Below are 17,360 nucleotides of genomic sequence, written 5' to 3'. Positions count from 1 at the left end.
CTCCCACCATGCAGCACCGCAGGAGCAATCAATTCTCGGGAAGCGGCGACGGCTTGTCACTCAGGGTCCGCAGGTAAGCAATCAGGTTTGCTCGCTGGTTCTCGTCCCGCAGACCCGGGAAAATCATGTCTGTTCCAGGCAATGCGAATGCCGGGTTTGAGATGAAGGAATTGAGATCTTCAAAGGTCCATGTGCCGCCCGCTTCCTTTAGAGCCGATGAATACGGGACGTCGCCTTGTGAAGCTTTTGGTCGCCCTACAACGCCCCAAAGATTGACCCGTTTGGGAACCTTGAGGCCCGGGGCTGAAAGATGACAGACCCCGCATGTTTGGTCGAAAATCCCCTTGCCCGATTCAACGTTTGCCGATGCAAGTCGCGCCGAAATCGGCGCAATGGCCGGTCGTCCAGCGCCGTGATCCCGCAAGTAGGCGACGACGTCTTCGTGACCACCGAGCTTGGCCAGGTGTATGGGTGGATTTCCATTTGATGTCAGCGCATTGACGTCTGCTCCAGCGTCCACGAGATGGATTACACAACGAAGACAGCCTTTCTCGGCAGCCACGTGCAGCGGGGTTTGCGATTTCGCCACCTGATTTGGATCGGCTCCGTTATCCAGTAACAGCTTCACGATGTCTGGGTAGCCACCATTGTTGGCAGCGTAGAGTGGCGTTCTTTGCCAGCTGACGGGCATGTTAACGTCCGCCCCACGATCTATCAGAAGCTTTGCTATTTCGACATTTCCGCCCTCACAGGCGATATAGAGCGCCGTAACACCGTTAACTTCGTTGACGGCGGCGCCTTTGTCCAAGGCAGAAGCCACCCTCGCGGTGTCGCCGTGTCTGACAAGGTCACCCAAGCTGCTTGCTTGGACGGGCAGGGTAAAAAGCCAAAGAAACCACGAAGCCCATATTATCCACATGCTTGGACTGGTCATCGCATCCTCCGTGATGAGTTTTGCGCCCCTCCAACTGCGAGACAGCATCAATCGGCAGTGCCAGCATTGGCTGGCGTGCAATCACGCGGCCGACCCACTGCTGGGAAAAGCGCGGAAGGTTGGCTCGCACGGCGGCTCGGACTCTTGTAAAAATTAACTTTAGCAGACGCTTATATAAAGGCCAAGCGGAGACGGCCGAAGCTCTCGTTCGGCTGCCTACAAGGTCCCGCTCTTTCTCCCGCCAGTGTCAGGAGTCACTTTGGAATATAGCCATTGGGAAATGAATGGCGCGAGTGACGGGGCTCGAACCCGCGACCTCCGGCGTGACAGGCCGGCACTCTAACCGACTGAGCTACACCCGCGCACTGACGAGCACGTGTCAGCCGTGTTCGTCGTTGGGGCGCTGGATAAGGGGTTCGCCTGCGGGTGTCAAGCGCGGCATTCAAGCATTATAGCAATCGGGAGAAGGTTTTTTGACAGCGCCATTGAGCTTGGGAAAATCCGCACTGCAGGGCGCACGCCGTCCGTTCATTTGGCCTTGCGAATACGGCCCTAACTGCTTAAAGGTCCGCGCTCAAGCGGGCGATTAGCTCAGTTGGTAGAGCGCTTCGTTTACACCGAAGATGTCGGCGGTTCGAGCCCGTCATCGCCCACCAGTCCGCCGGACAAGCAGAACGCGGAATGCGGCAGCGGCCCTTGCCGGGCCGCCACCTTGTCGAGAGCCGAGTTCAGGCCGCTATTGCCTCACGTAACAGCGCTTGTGAGCGCCCGGAGCGGGATCGTCGCCGAAAGCGTTGTTGCCGCAGCGGACGCCGTTTCTGAAAACATTCTGCGTGTATTGGCCACGTGCGCCGTATCTGACCATCGCGCGGCCGCGGAAGCCGCAGAACTCACCCTCCCTGGCGCAGGCTACCCATTCGCCGCGGTCCGGGCGTGAGCCGTAATCATTGTCCCCGTAATTGTTGTCATCGCCATAACCGCCGCCGCGCGCCACGAAATAGCAGGCCTTGTCGCGGCCGGGAGCGGGGTCGCCAAAAAGGCGATTCGAGCAGGGCACGGACTGACGATCGAAAAACCGCGAGGTTGTTCGACCCCGTGCGCCGTAAACGACCTCCGTGGGATAGGGCAAGCGGCATATGCCGCCTTCATCGGCGCATCGCCGCAGCTGCTGCGCCGAGGCCGAGGCGGGGAAAAGGGCGGACGCCGCGGCGACCAGCCCGGCCAGACACATGAAGGCCAGCATCGTTCGGATCGAGACGTGAAAAGTTTTTAACACGAATTGTCTCCCGGTTTGGTTGTACGCAGGCATCCTATCGCAGACCGACTAAATGCGCGATGAGTGCCTGATTGCTGTCGGGAGGCTATCGTTAACTCGACATGCGAGCGCAGAACGCCGGGTGGTTCCTACCGATGGCCCGACTCAGTATTTGATGATCCGCCGCTCGACCAGAACCACCAGGCAGAACAGCGCGATCGACAGCGATGACGACAGAACGATCGCGGCGTAGAGTCGGTCGGACTGGTAATTGAAGGTGGCCTGGATGATCAGCGCGCCGAGCCCCTTGTCCGAGCCGATCCACTCGCCGACGATGGCGCCGATCACGGCGGTGGCTGACGAGATCCTCAGCGAAGAGAACAGCATCGGCAGGGCACGGGGTAGGCGCAGGCTCCAGAAAATCTCCGAGCGCGTCGCCGACAGTACCCGGAACAGCTCGTGTTCGTTGTCGCTGGCCGAATCGAGGCCGCGGATCATGTTCACCAGCGTCGGGAAGAAGCAGATCACCGCGGCGATGACGATCTTCGGCGTCATGCCGAGGCCGAAGATCAGGATGATGATTGGCGACAGCGCCAGGATCGGGATGGTGTTGAAGAAGAGCACGATCGGGAAATAGGCGGCTTGCAGGACGCGGCTGTGGACGAAGAGCACGGCCAGCAGCACGGCGGCCAGATCGCCGATGACGAAGCCGGCCACCGCTTCGATCAGCGTCGGCCTCAGATTATCGATGAGAAGCGTAAAATTCTTCTGGAAGACACCGAAGATCGCTGTCGGTGTCGGCACGATATAGGCCGGCACGCCGAGTAACGGCAGAATGTATTGCCAAGCAAGCAGGATCGAAGCCGCGCCCAGGACCGGAAGAGTGACGGTCATTTGCGGGGAAAGCGGCGCCTGTCTCACGATGCGTGCTCCAGCGCCACGCGCAGATCGGCCATGGCGACGACGATCGCCGGATCTTCGCGGCTGCAGCGATTGCCTTCCTGCTTGAAGGGCCGCATGTCGAGATCCTTGACGACGCGCCCAGGATTAGCGGCCAGCACGATGACGCGCTCGCCGAGATAGGCGGCTTCCGCAATCGAATGCGTGACGAACAGGATCGTCGTGCCGGTGCGCCGCCAGAGCGCCAGCAATTCGTCGTTCAATCGGTCGCGCGTGATCTCGTCCAGAGCGCCAAAGGGTTCGTCCATCAACAGCAATTTGGGCTCGCCGAGGAGGGCACGCGCGATCGCAACGCGCTGGCGCTGGCCGCCGGAGAGTTGGTGCGGCAGGCGCTCACTGAGCCCGCCGAGCCCCATCAATTCCAGCAGTTCGGCGCTGCGGTCCTCGATCTTTCGCGTCAGGCTGCGCTGGCCGACGCCAAGCGGCAGGCGCACATTGTCGCGCACCGTGCGCCAGGGCAGCAGTGTGGAATCTTGGAAAACGAAGCCGACATCGCGGCGCGAGCGCACCGTATGCGGCGTTTCGCCAAGCACGCTGATCGAGCCGCCGAGCGGGTCGATCAGATCCGCTACCACCCTGAGCAAGGTCGACTTGCCACAGCCGGACGGCCCCAGGATCGACAGGAAGGAACCGGCCGCGACAGTCAAGTCGAGGCCGGCGAGCACTTTGACGGCCGTCTGCCGGCCGCCATAGCCGACATCCAGCCGTCGGGCTTCGATCGCGCTTGGCATCATGCCGCGGGCGCGTCGAGCTTGGGCCGGTCGGCGGCAGAAAGCTCCAGGATCTTGGTGGTGTAGACATCCTTGGCGGCCGGCCGGCCGTTCGGATACTGGCCGACCTTGTCGAGCAGCGCCAACTGCTCGTCGATCGAGGCGGGATCGAACGTGCCCCAGCCGTCCCTGGCGGTGGCGCTGTCGAAGGAGAGTTTCAGCACCAGATTGACGGTCTTTTCCTCCCAGCCGAGATCCATTTCCGGATAGGCGGCGACCATCTTCTTGACCGCTTCCTGCGGGTTGGCGTGCACCCAGCCCCAGCCTTTGCCGACAGCGCCGATGAACTTCGCCAGCGTCCCGGGATCCTTCTCGATAGCCGCGTCGGTGGCGAAATAGACATCGGCGTAGGAGCTCAGCCCGAGGTCGCGCGTCAGGAGGTCGATGCGGTCGTCGCCGACGACGCTGAGCGCCTGGGTATTGGTGATCCAGCCGCCGATCGCGTCGACATCGCCCCGCACCAGCGGTGCCTTGTCGAAACCGACATTGACGATGGTCACGTCCGACGGATCGATGCCGTTCTTGGCCAGGATCTCATCGATGACGAAGCGCGCCGTCGGCTGGATGCCGATCTTCTTGCCCTTGAGGTCGGCCACGCCGCGGATCGGTTTTGCGAGCTTGGACGTCAATGCATAAGGACCGGTGCGGAAGCCGCAGGCGATGATCTTGACCGGCACACCGCTGGCGCGGGCGGAATAAAGCTGCGGCGTTTCCGAGAACTGGCCAAGCTGCGCGGCTCCTGAGATCACCGGCGGCACGGTTGACGCATTCGGGCCGCCGGGGCTGACTTCGACCTCCAACCCGGCATCCTTGAAATAGCCGTTGGCGACGGCCGCGATGTCGCCGATCTGTCCGTTGGACATCAGCCAATCATACTGGATGACGACCTTGCCCGCGGCCTTCGCGCCGGGCGTCAGCACTAGTTGCATGCCGGCCGACGCGGCCGCAACGGCTGCCATGCCGCCTTTCACGAAAGCGCGACGATTCAATTCGAAGTCCCTGTTCCCATTCATTTTTCGCTCCTGTTGCAGACTTTTCTCGTCTTTTCTTCAGGCGCCGTTCCCTTCGGCGCGGCGTCGTCTACGGCTGTTCGTCGTGGTAATCGCCAGGGCCGCCGTCGAGCCAGGCGTAAAGCTCCCAAAGTGTGCCGTCCGGGTCGGTGAAATAGGCGCAGCGCGCATTCCAGACATAGTTTTCGGGCGGGCCGTAGAAGGGCACGCCCTTGGCGCTCAGTTCGCCATGCAGCCGGTCGATATCGGCTGGCGTGTCGAGCTGCACGGCGACGCAGACTTTGTGCGCGTGGCGCGGCGATCTCAGGTCGGACACGCCGGTATGCCGGTTGATGTGGTCGAGCTCCCAGGCGGCGAGCGTGACGCCCTCGCCATGGAAATCGGCAAAGCCCTCGGCGCGGCGGCGCAGGCGGAAGCCGAGTTTTTCAACGTAGAAATCGACCGTCCTGTCGATGTTTTCGACCAGCAGGCAGACGTCGGAGATGCGGGTGATGCTTGCTGGCATGGCTATTTCGCTCCGTTGGCTTTCGAGAGCGGCAGCTTGACGCCGACGCGGTTGGCCGCACCGACGATGTGCGCGCGCATCGCCGCTTCCGCCGCCTCCGGATCGCCCGCCACCAGGGCGTCATAGATGCGCACATGCTCGCCGACATTGATTTCCACGAGGTCGTGCAGCGGATTGGTCATGCGCGCGTAGTGGATCGAGTGACGGATCTGCTCGCAGACGAAGGAAATGAAGGTGTGGATGTAGCTGTTGCCGGTGGCGCGCGCGATCTCGCGGTGGAAGAGCAGGTCGGCGTCGATGCTGCCTTCCTCCCAACGCTCTTCGCCGCCCATGCGGTCGAGTGCCGCCTTGATCGAATCGAGATGTTCCTGATTGCGCCGCGCCGCTGCCAGCGCCGCCGATTCGGCTTCGAGGATGCAGCGCAGCTCGAACAGCCGCTCCATGTTGTGCGTGTCCTTGAGCGCCTCGCGGTCGATGCGGATCGCGGCCCGTTGCTCAGGCGCGAGCACGAAAGCGCCGATGCCCTGGCGCGCCTCGATCAGGCCATCGGCACGAAGCTGAGCGATCGCTTCGCGCACCACATTGCGGCTGACGCCGAATTTTTTCGACAGTTCCTGCTCGGTCGGCAGCCGTGCGCCGGGGTTCAGCTCGCCCGATTCGATCTCGCGACTGAGGAAAGCCGCGACACGATGCGGCAAGGTTTCGATGGTACCGATGGCGGCCAGTCTTTGCTTCATGGAAAAGTTTCCGTCGCGGGCAACAGACAGCCGGGATTCATCAGGCCCTTGGGGTCAAGGGCGCTCTTCAGCGCCGCGACCATGCGGCGATGCGCCGGCGAGAGTCCGGCCCAGAATTCCTTGCGGCGGCTGCGGCCGATGCCGTGCTCCGCGCTGATCGAGCCGCCGAGGCCGACGGCGATTTCATAGAGCCCGGCAATGACCTCAGCGCCACGTGCACGAGCCTCGTACTCGGCAAGGTCGAGAGGCGGCAGCACGTTGAAATGGATATTGCCGTCGCCGGCGTGGCCGTAGGCGAGGGGGATCCAGCCGGGATGGTCGTTCGCGACGAAGCGGCGGGCCTGCTCGATCAGGGCCGGGATGTCGGAAATCCTCACCGACAGATCGGTGCGCACATGATAGCCACGCCTGGCTTGGCCTTCGACGAGACCTTCCCGGATGGCCCAAAAACTCCTGGCCTGCGCGGTGCTTGCGGCGAGAGCCGCGTCGGTCACCAGGCCGTTCTCCATGGCTTCGGCGAGAAAGCCGGCAAGCAGACTGTTGAGGTCGATGGCGGCGCCGGACGACAATTCGATGAGCACCTGGACGGGCGCCGAGACCGGCGCTCCCAATGCGGGGTCGATCAGCCGGGCGAGCTCGATGCATTCCGAGCCGATGATCTCGAAAGCGGAGATTAGGTCCGAACAGTCGCGGCGCGCCCCGTTGAACAGCTCAACGGCCGCCTCGAACGAGGCCAGGCCGAGATAGGCGGTCTCTGTTTTGGCCGGTTTTGGAAACAGCTTGACCTCGACACCCGTAATGATGCCGAGCGTGCCCTCTGAGCCGATGAAAAGCTGCTTCAGGTCATAGCCGCTGTTGTTCTTGCGAAGGCCGGAGAAGCCGTTCCACAGTTCGCCATCCGCTAGCACAACCTCTAGCCCGAGGATCAGGTCGCGCGCCATGCCGTAGCGCAGCACGTTGACGCCGCCCGCATTGGTCGCCGCATTGCCGCCGATCTGGCAGCTGCCTTGCGCGCCGAGCGCCAGCGGGAACAGGCAATCCTTCGTCTCGCAAGCATCCTTGATCGTCTGCAGCACACAACCGGCGTCGGCGCGCAGCGTGAAGTTTTTCGTATCGATCTGCCGGATAGCGTTCAGCCGCTCGAGGCTGACGACGACCAGGCCGCCACCTTTGTTGTCGATCGCGCCCGATACCAGTCCGGTGTTGCCGCCCTGCGGAACGACACCCAGCCCGAGCTCATTGCATAGGCGCATCAGCGACTGGACCTCGGCCACCGATGCGGGCCGCAGCACGGCCAGGGCGTTGCCGCGATAATCGCCGGCCCAGTCGCCCAGATATTTCGCCATTCCAGCCGGCTCCACGGCGATGCCGTTTCGGCCGACTGCGCCTTCCATGGCGCTGAGGATTTCCGGCGAGAGGCGATGAACGGTCATGAAAGTTCATGTCTGGATATCGGGTGATGCATATCATCCTACAACTTAATTCGAGTCAACGGTTTCTTCCTGACCGGTGGGTATCAGCGACCTTCCCATGGGATGCGGTGGTTGATCCATGTCGCCGGCAAGGAGGCGTGCATAGGCCCTGCCGATGCGTGGTTCTGGCCGATTGCCGACCGTCAAAACCACCGCGATGGTGGGCGGCAGGGGAAGCTGCGGCTCGTCCCCGACCAGATCGATCCGGTGAGGAGAAAAGATGATTGAACTGCCTTTTGCCCGCGAAGAGTACCAGCAGCGGCTCGCAAAAATCCGCGCCGAGATGGCAAAGCGCGGCATCGAACTCCTGATCGTCAACGACGTCGCCAACCAGCATTACATCACCGGCTATGACGGCTGGTCGTTCTACACGCCGCAGGTGGTGCTTGTTCCGATCGAGGATGCCGAGCCTGTCTGGATCGGCCGCGCCATGGATGCGGCCGGCGGCTTGCTGACGGCCTGGATGAAGCCGGAAAACGTGGTCGGATTTCCGGAGGACCATGTCCAGCGCGCCGATCGGCATCCCATGGACTGGATCGCGGCGTGGATCGTCGCCAAGGGCTGGGGCAGCCGCGACATCGGCATCGAGCTCGAAGCCTATTATTTTTCACCGAAGGCGCATGCGCGGCTCGTCGCCGGATTGCCCAATGCGAAATGGCACGACGCCGACCTGCTCGTGAACTGGATCCGCGCGGTGAAATCGGCGCCGGAAATCGCTTATCTGCGCAAGGCATCGAGGCTGGCTGAGGCGGCGGTCGCGCGGGCCTACGAAGTCATTGCGCCGGGTGTGCGCGAATGCGATGCGATTGCTTCCATCCAGGCGGCGCAGATTGCCGGAAGTCCCGATTTCGCCGGCGACATCACGGCGCTGCCGCCGACGATCCTCGGCGGCGAAAACGCTTCCGCGCCGCACATCATGTGGAGCGACCGGCGGTTCGGAAAGGACGAAACGATCGCGCTTGAGCTAGCCGGCGTCTGCCGCCGCTATGCCGCCGGGCTCGCCAGGACGATGCAGCTCGGCAAGACGCCGACCCGCGTCGCGGACACGGCGAAGGCTGTGATCGAGGGCATGGATGCGGTGCTCGATACGGTCCGGCCGGGCACGGCCGCCGAAGCGGTCGAAGCTGCGTGGCGCAAGGTCATCCAGCGCCACGGGCTGAAGAAGGAGTCGCGCATCGGCTACTCCATCGGCGTTGCCTATCCGCCGGATTGGGGCGAGCATACGATCAGCCTGAGACCCGGCGACAAGACGGTGCTCCAACCCGGCAATGTCGTACACTCCATCCTGGGCATGTGGATGGACGGCTGGGGCATCGAGATCAGCGAGACCATTCTGGTGACCGATACCGGCAACGAGACGCTGACGAAGTTCCCGCGGGATATCCATGTCAAAGCCTGACCGGCCGTCTTCAGCAAGCGATACCGCGGCCGACATCGATGCCGGAATTCTCGATCGGATGATCGAGATTCGCCGTCACTTGCATCGTCACCCGGAGCTTTCAAATCGCGAGGCGGGCACGCAACGCTATTTGCGGGAGATGCTGGCAAGCGAAGGTATCGCCGACATCCGCGACGTCGCCGGCTATGGGCTTGCAGTCGATATCGTCGGCACCGGCAGGCCGTCCAACCGCAAGCTCGCCATTCGCGCCGACATAGACGCCTTGCCGATCGAAGAGGAATCCGGCGTCGATTATGCGTCGGAAAATCCAGGCGTGATGCATGCCTGCGGCCACGACGCCCATGCCGCGATGGGCTTTGCGGTGGCAGCGCATCTGCATCGCTCACGCGAAAGTTTCGGCGGGACCATTCGGCTCATCTTCCAGCCGGCCGAGGAAGACGAGCCGTCAGGAGGCAAGCGGGTGGTGGAGGAGGGACTTCTCGACGACGTCGACGCGGCGATCTGCGTCCACGTCGATCCGTACACGCTTTCCGGCAAGGTCGCCGTCGGCTCCGGGCCGTACACTCTGGCATGCGACACGTTCGACGTGCTGGTCACCGGCTCGGCGGCGCATGCGGCAAAGCCCTATGAAGGTGTCGATGCGCTGACTGTCGCCTGCTCCATGGTGAGCGAATTGCAGAAGATCGTTTCGCGCGAGACCGATCCCTATGATCCGCTGGTCATTTCGGTGACCGCCATCAATGGCGGCAATGCCTACAATGTCACCGCCGGCAAGGTCGCGTTGAAAGGCACAATACGCAGCGGCAATGATGCCACCCGCGAGCGCGCCTGGCGCCGGCTTCGCGAGGTGCTGGAGGGCGTAGCGGTCAGCCACGGAGCGGGCGTGCAAGTAGACATCCATCGCGGCGAACCCGGCGTCGTCAACAATGCCGAAATGGCCGAACTGATCCTTGCCAGCGCCAAGGCCAGCATCGGCGCGGACAATGTCCTCACCATCCCCGGCTGGAGCATCGCCGATGACTTCGGCTACTACAGCGAGAAGCGTCCGTCGGTCTATTTCCGGCTCGGTATCCGCAACGAGGAGGTCGGATCGGTCTATCCGCTTCACCATTCCAGGTTTCGCGTCGACGAGGCCGCGTTGAAGAACGGCGTCCTTACGTTGGTTTCCGCGGCAACGATGTACCTGGCCGGGCAGGAGAATCCTGGCGTCTAGCGAGGACCGCCAATCTGTTAGAGGTACTGCGCGACCTTCTTGCCGACAGTCAGGAAGCGCAGCGGGTCGACCGCCTCGCCGTCGTGACGCACTTCGTAGTGGAGGTGCGGCCCGGTCGAACGGCCGCTGCTGCCGGTCTTGCCGATGACCTCGCCGGCGGCGAGTTTCTGGCCGACACTCACATCGATCTCGCTCAAATGCCCGTAACGTGTGGCAAAGCCGTTGCCGTGGTCGACCTCGACCATGCGGCCGTAGCCGCCGGCCCAGCCGGCCCTGGTGACGGTGCCGGCGGCTGTGACCTTGGCCGGCATGCCGATCGGCGCCCTGAAATCCATTCCCGTATGCAGGGCGGCGGTGCCGAGGATCGGGTCGGTGCGCACACCGAACGGGCTGGTCACCGTATGGCCAGGAGCGGGGTTGGCGAGCGGCAGCTTGCGCGCCTCCTTCTTGACTCCGTCGAGCGCATCGAGTGCCTCGTCCAGTTCCTTGACCTTGCTGTCGAAAACCATCGAGGGATCAATCGGAACCAATGGGCCGCCGACGTCGCTCTTGCCGAACTCGCTGTCGACCGGCAGGCCCGCCGCTTCCAGCGCCTGGGCGATGGCGTCGGCATTCTTGTAGGCGTTGTCGGCAAGCGTGGTGATGCGCGAAAGCTGCTGGTTCTCGATGGCCTTCAGCGACGTATTGATCGAGACGAACAGCTTGTCGGCGCGGTCGGCGGCCGTTTCGCCGTCAAGCGGGTCGGACCTTGTCGACCAGAGCGAGAAGGGCCTGGTGTCGCCGGCGCTCAAGGATGCGACGGAATAGGTCGGCGCCTGCGAAAGGCTGCCGGTGACCTCTGGATTTGCGTCTGGCTTAGGCGCCGCTGCGCTCGTCGCGGGAACGTCGCCGACCTCGTTCTCGGCGCGCTCGAGGATCGGCCCAAGCCGTCCATGCCGCTCGCTGAGCTGGGTCTGCCTGGCCAGCAGCTCGCTGACCTTGGTCTCCATCAGCTGCTGATCGAGAAGCTGGCGGCTGGTGATGCGATCGACCTGGGCGCGAAGGGCCGAGATGCGGTCCTCATAGGCCTGCTGCATGCGCGCCTGTCTTGCCGTCGTGGCGCCGATCAGGTCGTCGCGCAGCACCAGATAGGAAGTCGCGAGCAAATAGCCGATGGCGATCGCCGCCAGGGCCGAGCCGATGAAGGCGGCGAGCCAAGGGCGGATGGTGAAATGCCTTATCTCGTTGCCCCGGGCGATGATGACCGTGTGCGGTTCCTTACGCCTGCCGAAGACAGCTGACTGACCGGTTGGTTTCACGGGGACCAAGCTTTCGTTACGGGACCAACGACAAGCCTGATTACACATTATTAGGGTTAACAAAGTTTTGCCGGCCGGGATCTCGGCGCAATCTTTGCCCGCATCGCGGGTGAGAGGTTGCAATGGGCGGCGGGCACCCGGCGACGATGCGAAAGCCGTGCGAGCCTGCTTTTAGAGCGCGCGCGCGGCCTCAAGCACCTCTTCGGCGTGGCCCTTGACGCGAACCTTGCGCCAGACGCGGGCGATCCGCCCATCCTTGCCGATCAGGAAGGTGGCGCGCTCGACACCCATATATTTGCGCCCGTACATCGTCTTCTCGACCCACAACTGATAGGCCTCGATCACTTTGCGCTCCTCGTCGGCGATGAGATCGACCGTGAGATCGTACTTCGCCTTGAATTTGTCGTGTTTCTTCACGCTATCGGGCGATAGCCCGATCACCACGGCACCAGCCTTCTCGAACTCCGGCTTCAACTGCGAGAAGCTGATGGCCTCGGCGGTGCAACCTGTGGTGTCGTCCTGCGGGTAGAAATAGAGTACAACCGGCTTACCCCGGAGCGCGGCGAGGCTGAAAGAGCCGCCGCCGTCACGCGGAAGATCGAATTGGGGTGCTGCGTCGCCCACGTCGAGATCAGCCATATCGATGCCCTTGTTTGCGGTTACGCGCGGGAAATCATCGATATAACGTGAAGCGGGGATTCGTCCACGACGAGTTCGTCACAACGGAATATTGCTTGGATCAGGAAGAACCGCAGCACGAGAAGATCAGGTTCAGGCGTGACGAGATCACCGACCTGGCGAGGCTTCCGTCCGCGTGCAGTGTGCCGCCGCTCGGCCGGGCAGCGGTGCGGCGGCGTTTCCGCACCCTCGGCTGGATGTTCGCCGGACTTTGCGCGCTCGTGCTTCTGACGGCGGCGGGCGTCTATGTCCTCGGCGCCTCCGGTATCGGCACGGAGCGCCTCCGGACCGAGGCGGAGACCGCCATCGAGAAGCTGGCCGGCGTCGATGTCCAAGTCACTGTCGGCGCGGCGCGACTGACGCTCGATGGGTCGAGCTTCGTCGCCCTGCAGGTGAACGATGTCAGCCTGAAGACGGCCGACGGCAAGCCGATGGCCGATATCGGGCGCGTGCGTTTCGGCATGCGCCTGCTGCCGCTGCTTTCCGGCGATGTCAGGCTGACCAGCGCCAGATTTTCCGACGCCCGCATCGTGGTGGCCGCCATGCCCTCCGTCGGCGGCGACCCGACGGCGGCGCTGCGCAACGAGGACGGCCTTGTCGACCCGGAGAAAGTGTCGGCGGCGGTGTTTTCAGGCGTCAATGACGCGCTGGATGCGGTGCGTGAGGACTCGATGCGCCAGATCGATCTGCGCAATGTCGAGTTCGAACTGCCGGACACCGGGCCGGTCAAGCGCGTGACCGTCGCCTCGGCGACCGTCGCACAGACCGGTACGGGAAGCATGCACGCCTCCTACGATGCCGTTGTCGATGGCCGGCACGCGACCTTGACCGCCTCGGCGACGCGTGATGCGACGGCCAGGCGCATTTCGTCGCTGGACGCCAACCTAGAGATAGAAGGCGCCCCCGGCGAGGGCAGTTCGACCGAGGTCGCCCCGGCGGCCGATGGCGCCAGACTGGGTTCGATCGCATTGAAGCTTTCCGGCTCGGAAGCGTCGGGCGACAGCCCATCGCGCCTGGCGGCTTCGCTCTCGCTCAACGGTTCGGTGCTCGACCTGGACGAACGCGGGCTGCTGCCGACCGATGTCGATGCCGATGCCACCCTGGTGGCCGGTTCGAACAAGATCTCGGTCGACCGGCTGCGGATCAGGAGCGGCCGCTCCAGCTTCGACCTCGCCGGATCGATCGGGCCGAAGCCGGCAGTGGCGGGGGAGGAGCCCGCCTACCGCTATGACCTCACCAGCGACGGTTCGACGCTGGCGCCTTCGGAATCGCCGGAACCGGCGCTTCGGTTCCTGGCCCGCGTCGCCGGAGTCTACCAACCAAAGAGCCGCAAGCTCGTCGCCGAGCAGATCGGCGTGCGCTCCGGCGGATCGGGCGAGGTGCTGGGCGCGGCCACTGTCGCCTTCATCGACAACGGCCCGCCAGGCGTATCGCTGTCGCTCAACGTGCACGACATGCCGGTCTCGCATGTCAAGCAATTATGGCCGTGGTTCTCGGCCCGCAATGCGCGGCTTTGGGTGTTGGGGAATCTGTTCGGCGGCACGGTGACCGACGCCAATCTGCAGTTCCAGGTCGTGCCGGGGCGCCTGGGCAACGGCGTGCCGCTTACCGGCGACGAAGTGTTCGGCCGTTTCCAGATCGAGGGATCGCGCTTCGATACCGCCGGGCGCATTCCGCCGGTCCGCGACGCCGCCGGCGTCGTCGCGTTCCACGGCAACGATGTCGACATCACGCTCTCCTCGGGCAGCGTCTATATGCCGAGCGGCCGCAACGTGGCGGCAAGCGGCGGCACGTTGACGATCAAGAACGCGAACCTGCCGATTGTGGTCGGCAAGCTCGACATCGACGTCGCGGGTGAGGCGCCGGCGATCGCCGAGCTCGCCTCGTACGAGCCGATCAATGCCATGCGCCACGTCGGACTGGCGCCGGAAGACCTGTCCGGCACTCTCACCGGCCACGTCAGGGCGGACATTCCCTTGACAAGGGGCATGGACACCTCGACGCTCGATTGGCTGGTTTCGCTCGACTATCAAAACCTGTCGCTGGCCAAGCCGTTCGAGGACCAGACGGTGACCGAGGCCGATGGCTCAATCACCGTCGGCCCAAAGCAGGCGGTGATTTCCGCGGAGGCCAAGCTCAACGGCATTCCAGCCGAACTCGATCTGATCGAGCCGCTTGCCGACGACGGGCCGGCGCGAAGACGCAAGGTTACACTGGTCCTCGACGACAAGACGCGCAATGCCAGCATGCCCGGCCTGTCGGACCTGCTTTCGGGAACCATCAAGGTGGCGATCGACAAGAGCGGCGAGGGCGCCCAGCAGGTTTCGGCGGACCTGACCAACGCCAGGCTCGACATTCCTTGGGCAGGCTGGAGCAAGGGCGCCGGCATTCCCGCCAAGGTCGCTTTCGACATGGCGAAGTCCGGCAGCACCACCACATTGACGGATTTCGATCTCGGCGGAAAAAGCTTCTCGATCGATGGCAATGTGACGCTGGTCAACGGCTCGCTGTCCGCGGCCCGCTTCAGCAAAGTCGCGTTGAACAGAGGCGACGACGTTGCCGTTTCGGTCAAGCGTTCCGGCAAGAGCTACGCTGTCGATGTCAGCGGCGCGTCGCTCGACGCCCGCTCGCTGATCAAGCAGTTCACCTCGGATGTCGATACCGCCACGAAGGGCGCCGGCAACGGTGCGATCTTGGTGAGCGCCGATGTGGCATCGCTGACCGGTTTCCATGACGAAGTGCTCTCCAACCTCAAGCTCGAATACAGCGCCGCCGGATCGCGCGTGAACGGGCTCAACGTCACGGCCGCGGCAAGCTCTGGCGCCGCGATCGCGATCAACAACACCACCAGCGAGGGCGGCCGCTCGCTTAGGGTCAAGTCGGCCGATGCCGGCGCGATCCTGCGTTTCCTCAACGTTTACGAGCATATGGAAGGCGGCGCGATCACGCTGTCGCTCTCGGGCGCCGGCGACGGGCCGATGAAGGGGCAGGTGGATGCCAGCAATTTCTATGTGGTCAACGAGCCCAAGCTGGCTTCGATCGTGTCGACAACGCCGGCCGGCGATACACGCAGCCTGAACGAAGCCGTCAAAGGCAACATCGATACATCGAGGGTGCAGTTCGAGCGCGGCTTTGCCGAGATCGACAAGGGTTCCGGCTATCTGAAACTGGCGAACGGCCTGCTGCGCGGCCCGCGCATCGGCACGACCTTCCAGGGCACGCTCTACGACCCGAATAACAACATGGACATGACCGGGACCTTCATGCCGGTCTATGGTCTCAATCGCATCTTCGGCGAGCTGCCACTGTTCGGGCCGCTGCTCGGCAACGGACGCGACCGCGGACTGATCGGCGTCACCTATCGGCTGCGCGGCAACGCAAACAAGCCGACGCTCAACATCAATCCGCTATCGGTTGTGGCGCCAGGCATATTCCGCTCGATCTTCGAGTATCGTTGAGACCAAACATCAACCGGCTCAGCCATCGAGATCGATCGGAGGCTCGTTCGCCTGGGCCGAATCACGACCATGAACCTTGCTAGCCATTGCTGTCGCGATTGCTCGGTCGATTCGCGACGCTCTCGTCAAAATTCCGCAGCAATACGCTTGTCGCGGCCGCAATCGCACGCCTGACGTCCGACTCGGTGGTGCGCGCGTTAACCACGCTGACCCGCATGGCGCGACGGTTGCGCCAGGTTGTACTCGAGAAGAAGGCTTCGCCGGTCTCGTTGATCCTTCGAATTGTCTCGTCCGTGAAAGCGTCGTTTTCCTCGGGTGACGCTCCCGGTCGGCCGAACCGGACCAGGCCCTGATTAAGTGTGGGCCGTGCAAGTATCTGCGCACCCGGCAGTTCGCCAATCCCGTCGATGATGTCGGCGCAATGCATGCAACAGCGGTCGACCAGAGCCTCTACGCCGCTGCGGCCGAGTTCCCTCAGCGCGGCGTAAACGGGAATCCCGCGCGCGCGGCGGGAGTATTCCGGGTTCCAGTCCGACTGGTCGCGCGCTGTGGATGTCGGCGCGACGTATGACGCGCTCGATGTCATCGCCGCGCGATGCGCCGTGCGATCCCGGATTATGGCAATGCCGCAATCGAAGGGAACGTTCAGCCATTTGTGAGCATCGGTCGCCCAACTGTCCGCCAATTCCACACCGTCGAGCCGATCGCGGTATGTCCCGCTTGCACGTGCGAACAGGCCGAAGGCCCCGTCGATATGAACCCAGGCGCCGACCGAGTGTGCCAGCGGGATCAACTCCTTGAACGGATCGCACGCGCCGATGTTCAGGTCGGCGGCGTTGAGTACGAGGACGGTCGGCCCGGAGCCACTCGAAAGCGCTCTGTCGAGCGCGGCAGCAGGGACGCGCCCATCCTCATCGGTTTGCAACATTTCAAGGGCGTTGCGGCCGATGCCCAGGAAGCGCACCGCACGGTCTATGGTGACGTGCCGTTGGTCGCTGGTCAGCACGCGTATCGCGGGCGCACCAAACAGTCCGTCGTCCTCGACGTTCCAGCCGGCGCGCTCAAGCAGCCCGAACCGCGCCGCGGCAAGGCCCGTGACATGCGCCATCTGGCAACCGCTGGTGAACGCGAAAGAAGCGTCACGTGGTAGGTCGAGCAACTCCTTGATCCATTCTCCGGCGATCTCTTCGATCACTGCTGAGGCAGGACTGGCGGAATAAAGCGCGGCGTTCTGGTCCCATGTGGCGACGAGCCAGTCTGCCGCCAGCGCGGATTCCAGTCCACCGCCAAAAACCCAGGCAAAAAAACGTCCGCCCGCATTGCCGTGCATGCCGACGGCGGCGTCCCTTGCCAGTGTCCGCACGACTTCCTCCGCGCTTAGGCCATGCGCCGGCAAGGGACCGCCAAAAGACCGCCGGAGCTCCGGCAAGGTCGCAGTCGCCCCAACCGGCCGGATATCCAATTGCCTGATCCATTCACCTGCCGCCTGGCAGGCAAATTCTAGCGCGGCACTCATGACCTGGGCCCTTTCGACAAGACGGAAAGCCAAACGGAGGTTTGACCCTCACGGATTACTTTCATCGATCCCGATTGCTTCGACAAACGAATGAGTGCGAGATTGCGACGGTTCGAATGACATGTCCCGAAAGCAGCCTGAAAAAACGCTGAAAC

At 63.4% G+C, this 17,360-nt stretch carries 15 protein-coding genes and 2 tRNA genes; 5 read left to right on the top strand and 12 right to left on the bottom strand.

The annotated features are described in order from the left end of the window. Positions 1-28: 28 nt before the first annotated feature. A complete protein-coding gene (locus tag FJ424_RS09620; protein ID WP_181181953.1) occupies positions 29-934 on the bottom strand; it encodes an ankyrin repeat domain-containing protein in 906 nt (301 codons plus the stop codon). A gap of 285 nt (positions 935-1,219) precedes the next feature. After that, positions 1,220-1,296, bottom strand: a tRNA-Asp gene (locus tag FJ424_RS09615). 218 nt (positions 1,297-1,514) lie between these two features. Between FJ424_RS09615 and FJ424_RS09610 the strand changes: the two genes are divergently transcribed. Next, positions 1,515-1,590: transfer RNA gene (locus FJ424_RS09610), tRNA-Val, on the top strand. A gap of 80 nt (positions 1,591-1,670) precedes the next feature. Here FJ424_RS09610 and FJ424_RS09605 read toward each other — a convergent pair. The 7 genes from FJ424_RS09605 to FJ424_RS09575 all read right to left on the bottom strand — a co-directional run bounded on the left by FJ424_RS09605 (position 1,671) and on the right by FJ424_RS09575 (position 7,604). Next, positions 1,671-2,177 carry a hypothetical protein gene (locus tag FJ424_RS09605; RefSeq protein ID WP_246677194.1) on the bottom strand — a complete coding sequence of 169 codons (507 nt, stop codon included), beginning with the start codon at positions 2,175-2,177 and terminating at the stop codon, positions 1,671-1,673. Positions 2,178-2,354: 177 nt separating this feature from the next. After that, the gene (locus tag FJ424_RS09600; RefSeq protein WP_140650919.1) at positions 2,355-3,110 is read right to left on the bottom strand and encodes an ABC transporter permease; all 756 of its coding nucleotides are present in this window, start codon (positions 3,108-3,110) and stop codon (positions 2,355-2,357) included. After that, a complete protein-coding gene (locus FJ424_RS09595; RefSeq protein WP_140651283.1) occupies positions 3,107-3,880 on the bottom strand; it encodes an ABC transporter ATP-binding protein in 774 nt (257 codons plus the stop codon). The genes FJ424_RS09600 and FJ424_RS09595 overlap by 4 nt, the downstream gene beginning before the upstream one ends. Further along, complete coding sequence (locus tag FJ424_RS09590) at positions 3,880-4,932, bottom strand: ABC transporter substrate-binding protein (RefSeq protein WP_181181952.1); 1,053 nt, start codon at positions 4,930-4,932, stop codon at positions 3,880-3,882. Before FJ424_RS09590 ends, FJ424_RS09595 begins: the two co-directional genes overlap by 1 nt. A 67-nt stretch (positions 4,933-4,999) precedes the next feature. Further along, the gene (locus tag FJ424_RS09585) at positions 5,000-5,434 is read right to left on the bottom strand and encodes a VOC family protein (protein WP_181181951.1); all 435 of its coding nucleotides are present in this window, start codon (positions 5,432-5,434) and stop codon (positions 5,000-5,002) included. A gap of 2 nt (positions 5,435-5,436) precedes the next feature. Next, the gene (locus FJ424_RS09580; protein WP_140650913.1) at positions 5,437-6,171 is read right to left on the bottom strand and encodes a FadR/GntR family transcriptional regulator; all 735 of its coding nucleotides are present in this window, start codon (positions 6,169-6,171) and stop codon (positions 5,437-5,439) included. Next, positions 6,168-7,604 (bottom strand): FAD-binding oxidoreductase, encoded by a 1,437-nt coding sequence (locus tag FJ424_RS09575; protein WP_246677193.1) that lies wholly within the window; start codon positions 7,602-7,604, stop codon positions 6,168-6,170. The genes FJ424_RS09580 and FJ424_RS09575 overlap by 4 nt, the downstream gene beginning before the upstream one ends. 111 nt (positions 7,605-7,715) lie before the next feature. On the opposite strand from FJ424_RS09575, the gene FJ424_RS33535 reads away from it, so the two are divergent. From FJ424_RS33535 to FJ424_RS09565, 3 genes are read left to right on the top strand one after another with little or no spacing between them, the layout of a single operon-like run. Further along, positions 7,716-7,871: a hypothetical protein gene (locus FJ424_RS33535; protein WP_181167127.1), complete on the top strand. Its 156-nt coding sequence runs from the start codon at positions 7,716-7,718 to the stop codon at positions 7,869-7,871. Next, the gene (locus FJ424_RS09570) at positions 7,864-9,042 is read left to right on the top strand and encodes a M24 family metallopeptidase (RefSeq protein WP_140650910.1); all 1,179 of its coding nucleotides are present in this window, start codon (positions 7,864-7,866) and stop codon (positions 9,040-9,042) included. The genes FJ424_RS33535 and FJ424_RS09570 overlap by 8 nt, the downstream gene beginning before the upstream one ends. After that, positions 9,029-10,255 carry an amidohydrolase gene (locus FJ424_RS09565; RefSeq protein ID WP_140650907.1) on the top strand — a complete coding sequence of 409 codons (1,227 nt, stop codon included), beginning with the start codon at positions 9,029-9,031 and terminating at the stop codon, positions 10,253-10,255. Before FJ424_RS09570 ends, FJ424_RS09565 begins: the two co-directional genes overlap by 14 nt. Positions 10,256-10,272: 17 nt before the next feature. On the opposite strand, the gene FJ424_RS09560 is transcribed toward FJ424_RS09565, so the two are convergent. Both FJ424_RS09560 and FJ424_RS09555 read right to left on the bottom strand, forming a co-directional pair. Next, positions 10,273-11,553, bottom strand: coding sequence for a M23 family metallopeptidase (locus FJ424_RS09560; RefSeq protein ID WP_140647803.1), 1,281 nt, complete (start codon positions 11,551-11,553; stop codon positions 10,273-10,275). Between the two features lie 171 nt (positions 11,554-11,724). Next, positions 11,725-12,192 carry a peroxiredoxin gene (locus FJ424_RS09555; protein ID WP_140647802.1) on the bottom strand — a complete coding sequence of 156 codons (468 nt, stop codon included), beginning with the start codon at positions 12,190-12,192 and terminating at the stop codon, positions 11,725-11,727. A 95-nt stretch (positions 12,193-12,287) separates the two neighbouring features. On the opposite strand from FJ424_RS09555, the gene FJ424_RS09550 reads away from it, so the two are divergent. Continuing rightward, positions 12,288-15,689: a DUF3971 domain-containing protein gene (locus FJ424_RS09550; RefSeq protein WP_140650904.1), complete on the top strand. Its 3,402-nt coding sequence runs from the start codon at positions 12,288-12,290 to the stop codon at positions 15,687-15,689. Positions 15,690-15,768: 79 nt separating this feature from the next. Here FJ424_RS09550 and FJ424_RS09545 read toward each other — a convergent pair whose 3' ends face one another. Further along, on the bottom strand, positions 15,769-17,052 hold the full coding sequence (locus tag FJ424_RS09545) for a pyridoxal-dependent decarboxylase (RefSeq protein WP_246677192.1): 1,284 nt from the start codon (positions 17,050-17,052) through the stop codon (positions 15,769-15,771). Positions 17,053-17,360: the final 308 nt, after the last annotated feature.

The organism is Mesorhizobium sp. B3-1-8 (assembly GCF_006439495.1).
Classification (GTDB): domain Bacteria; phylum Pseudomonadota; class Alphaproteobacteria; order Rhizobiales; family Rhizobiaceae; genus Mesorhizobium.
The sequence above is the reverse complement of the archived record's forward strand: the minus strand, read 5'-3'. Positions and strand labels throughout refer to the sequence as shown.

What these genes read in the sequence shown, in the direction of transcription:
- FJ424_RS09575 (WP_246677193.1), bottom strand. Translation starts at nt 7,604, where the DNA reads ATGACCGTTCATCGCCTCTCGCCGGAAATCCTCAGCGCCATGGAAGGC.
- FJ424_RS09620 (WP_181181953.1), bottom strand. Translation starts at nt 934, where the DNA reads ATGACCAGTCCAAGCATGTGGATAATATGGGCTTCGTGGTTTCTTTGG.
- FJ424_RS09605 (WP_246677194.1), bottom strand. Translation starts at nt 2,177, where the DNA reads ATGCTGGCCTTCATGTGTCTGGCCGGGCTGGTCGCCGCGGCGTCCGCC.
- FJ424_RS09580 (WP_140650913.1), bottom strand. Translation starts at nt 6,171, where the DNA reads ATGAAGCAAAGACTGGCCGCCATCGGTACCATCGAAACCTTGCCGCAT.
- FJ424_RS09565 (WP_140650907.1), top strand. Translation starts at nt 9,029, where the DNA reads ATGTCAAAGCCTGACCGGCCGTCTTCAGCAAGCGATACCGCGGCCGAC.
- FJ424_RS09595 (WP_140651283.1), bottom strand. Translation starts at nt 3,880, where the DNA reads ATGCCAAGCGCGATCGAAGCCCGACGGCTGGATGTCGGCTATGGCGGC.
- FJ424_RS09570 (WP_140650910.1), top strand. Translation starts at nt 7,864, where the DNA reads ATGATTGAACTGCCTTTTGCCCGCGAAGAGTACCAGCAGCGGCTCGCA.
- FJ424_RS09555 (WP_140647802.1), bottom strand. Translation starts at nt 12,192, where the DNA reads ATGGCTGATCTCGACGTGGGCGACGCAGCACCCCAATTCGATCTTCCG.
- FJ424_RS09590 (WP_181181952.1), bottom strand. Translation starts at nt 4,932, where the DNA reads ATGAATGGGAACAGGGACTTCGAATTGAATCGTCGCGCTTTCGTGAAA.
- FJ424_RS09585 (WP_181181951.1), bottom strand. Translation starts at nt 5,434, where the DNA reads ATGCCAGCAAGCATCACCCGCATCTCCGACGTCTGCCTGCTGGTCGAA.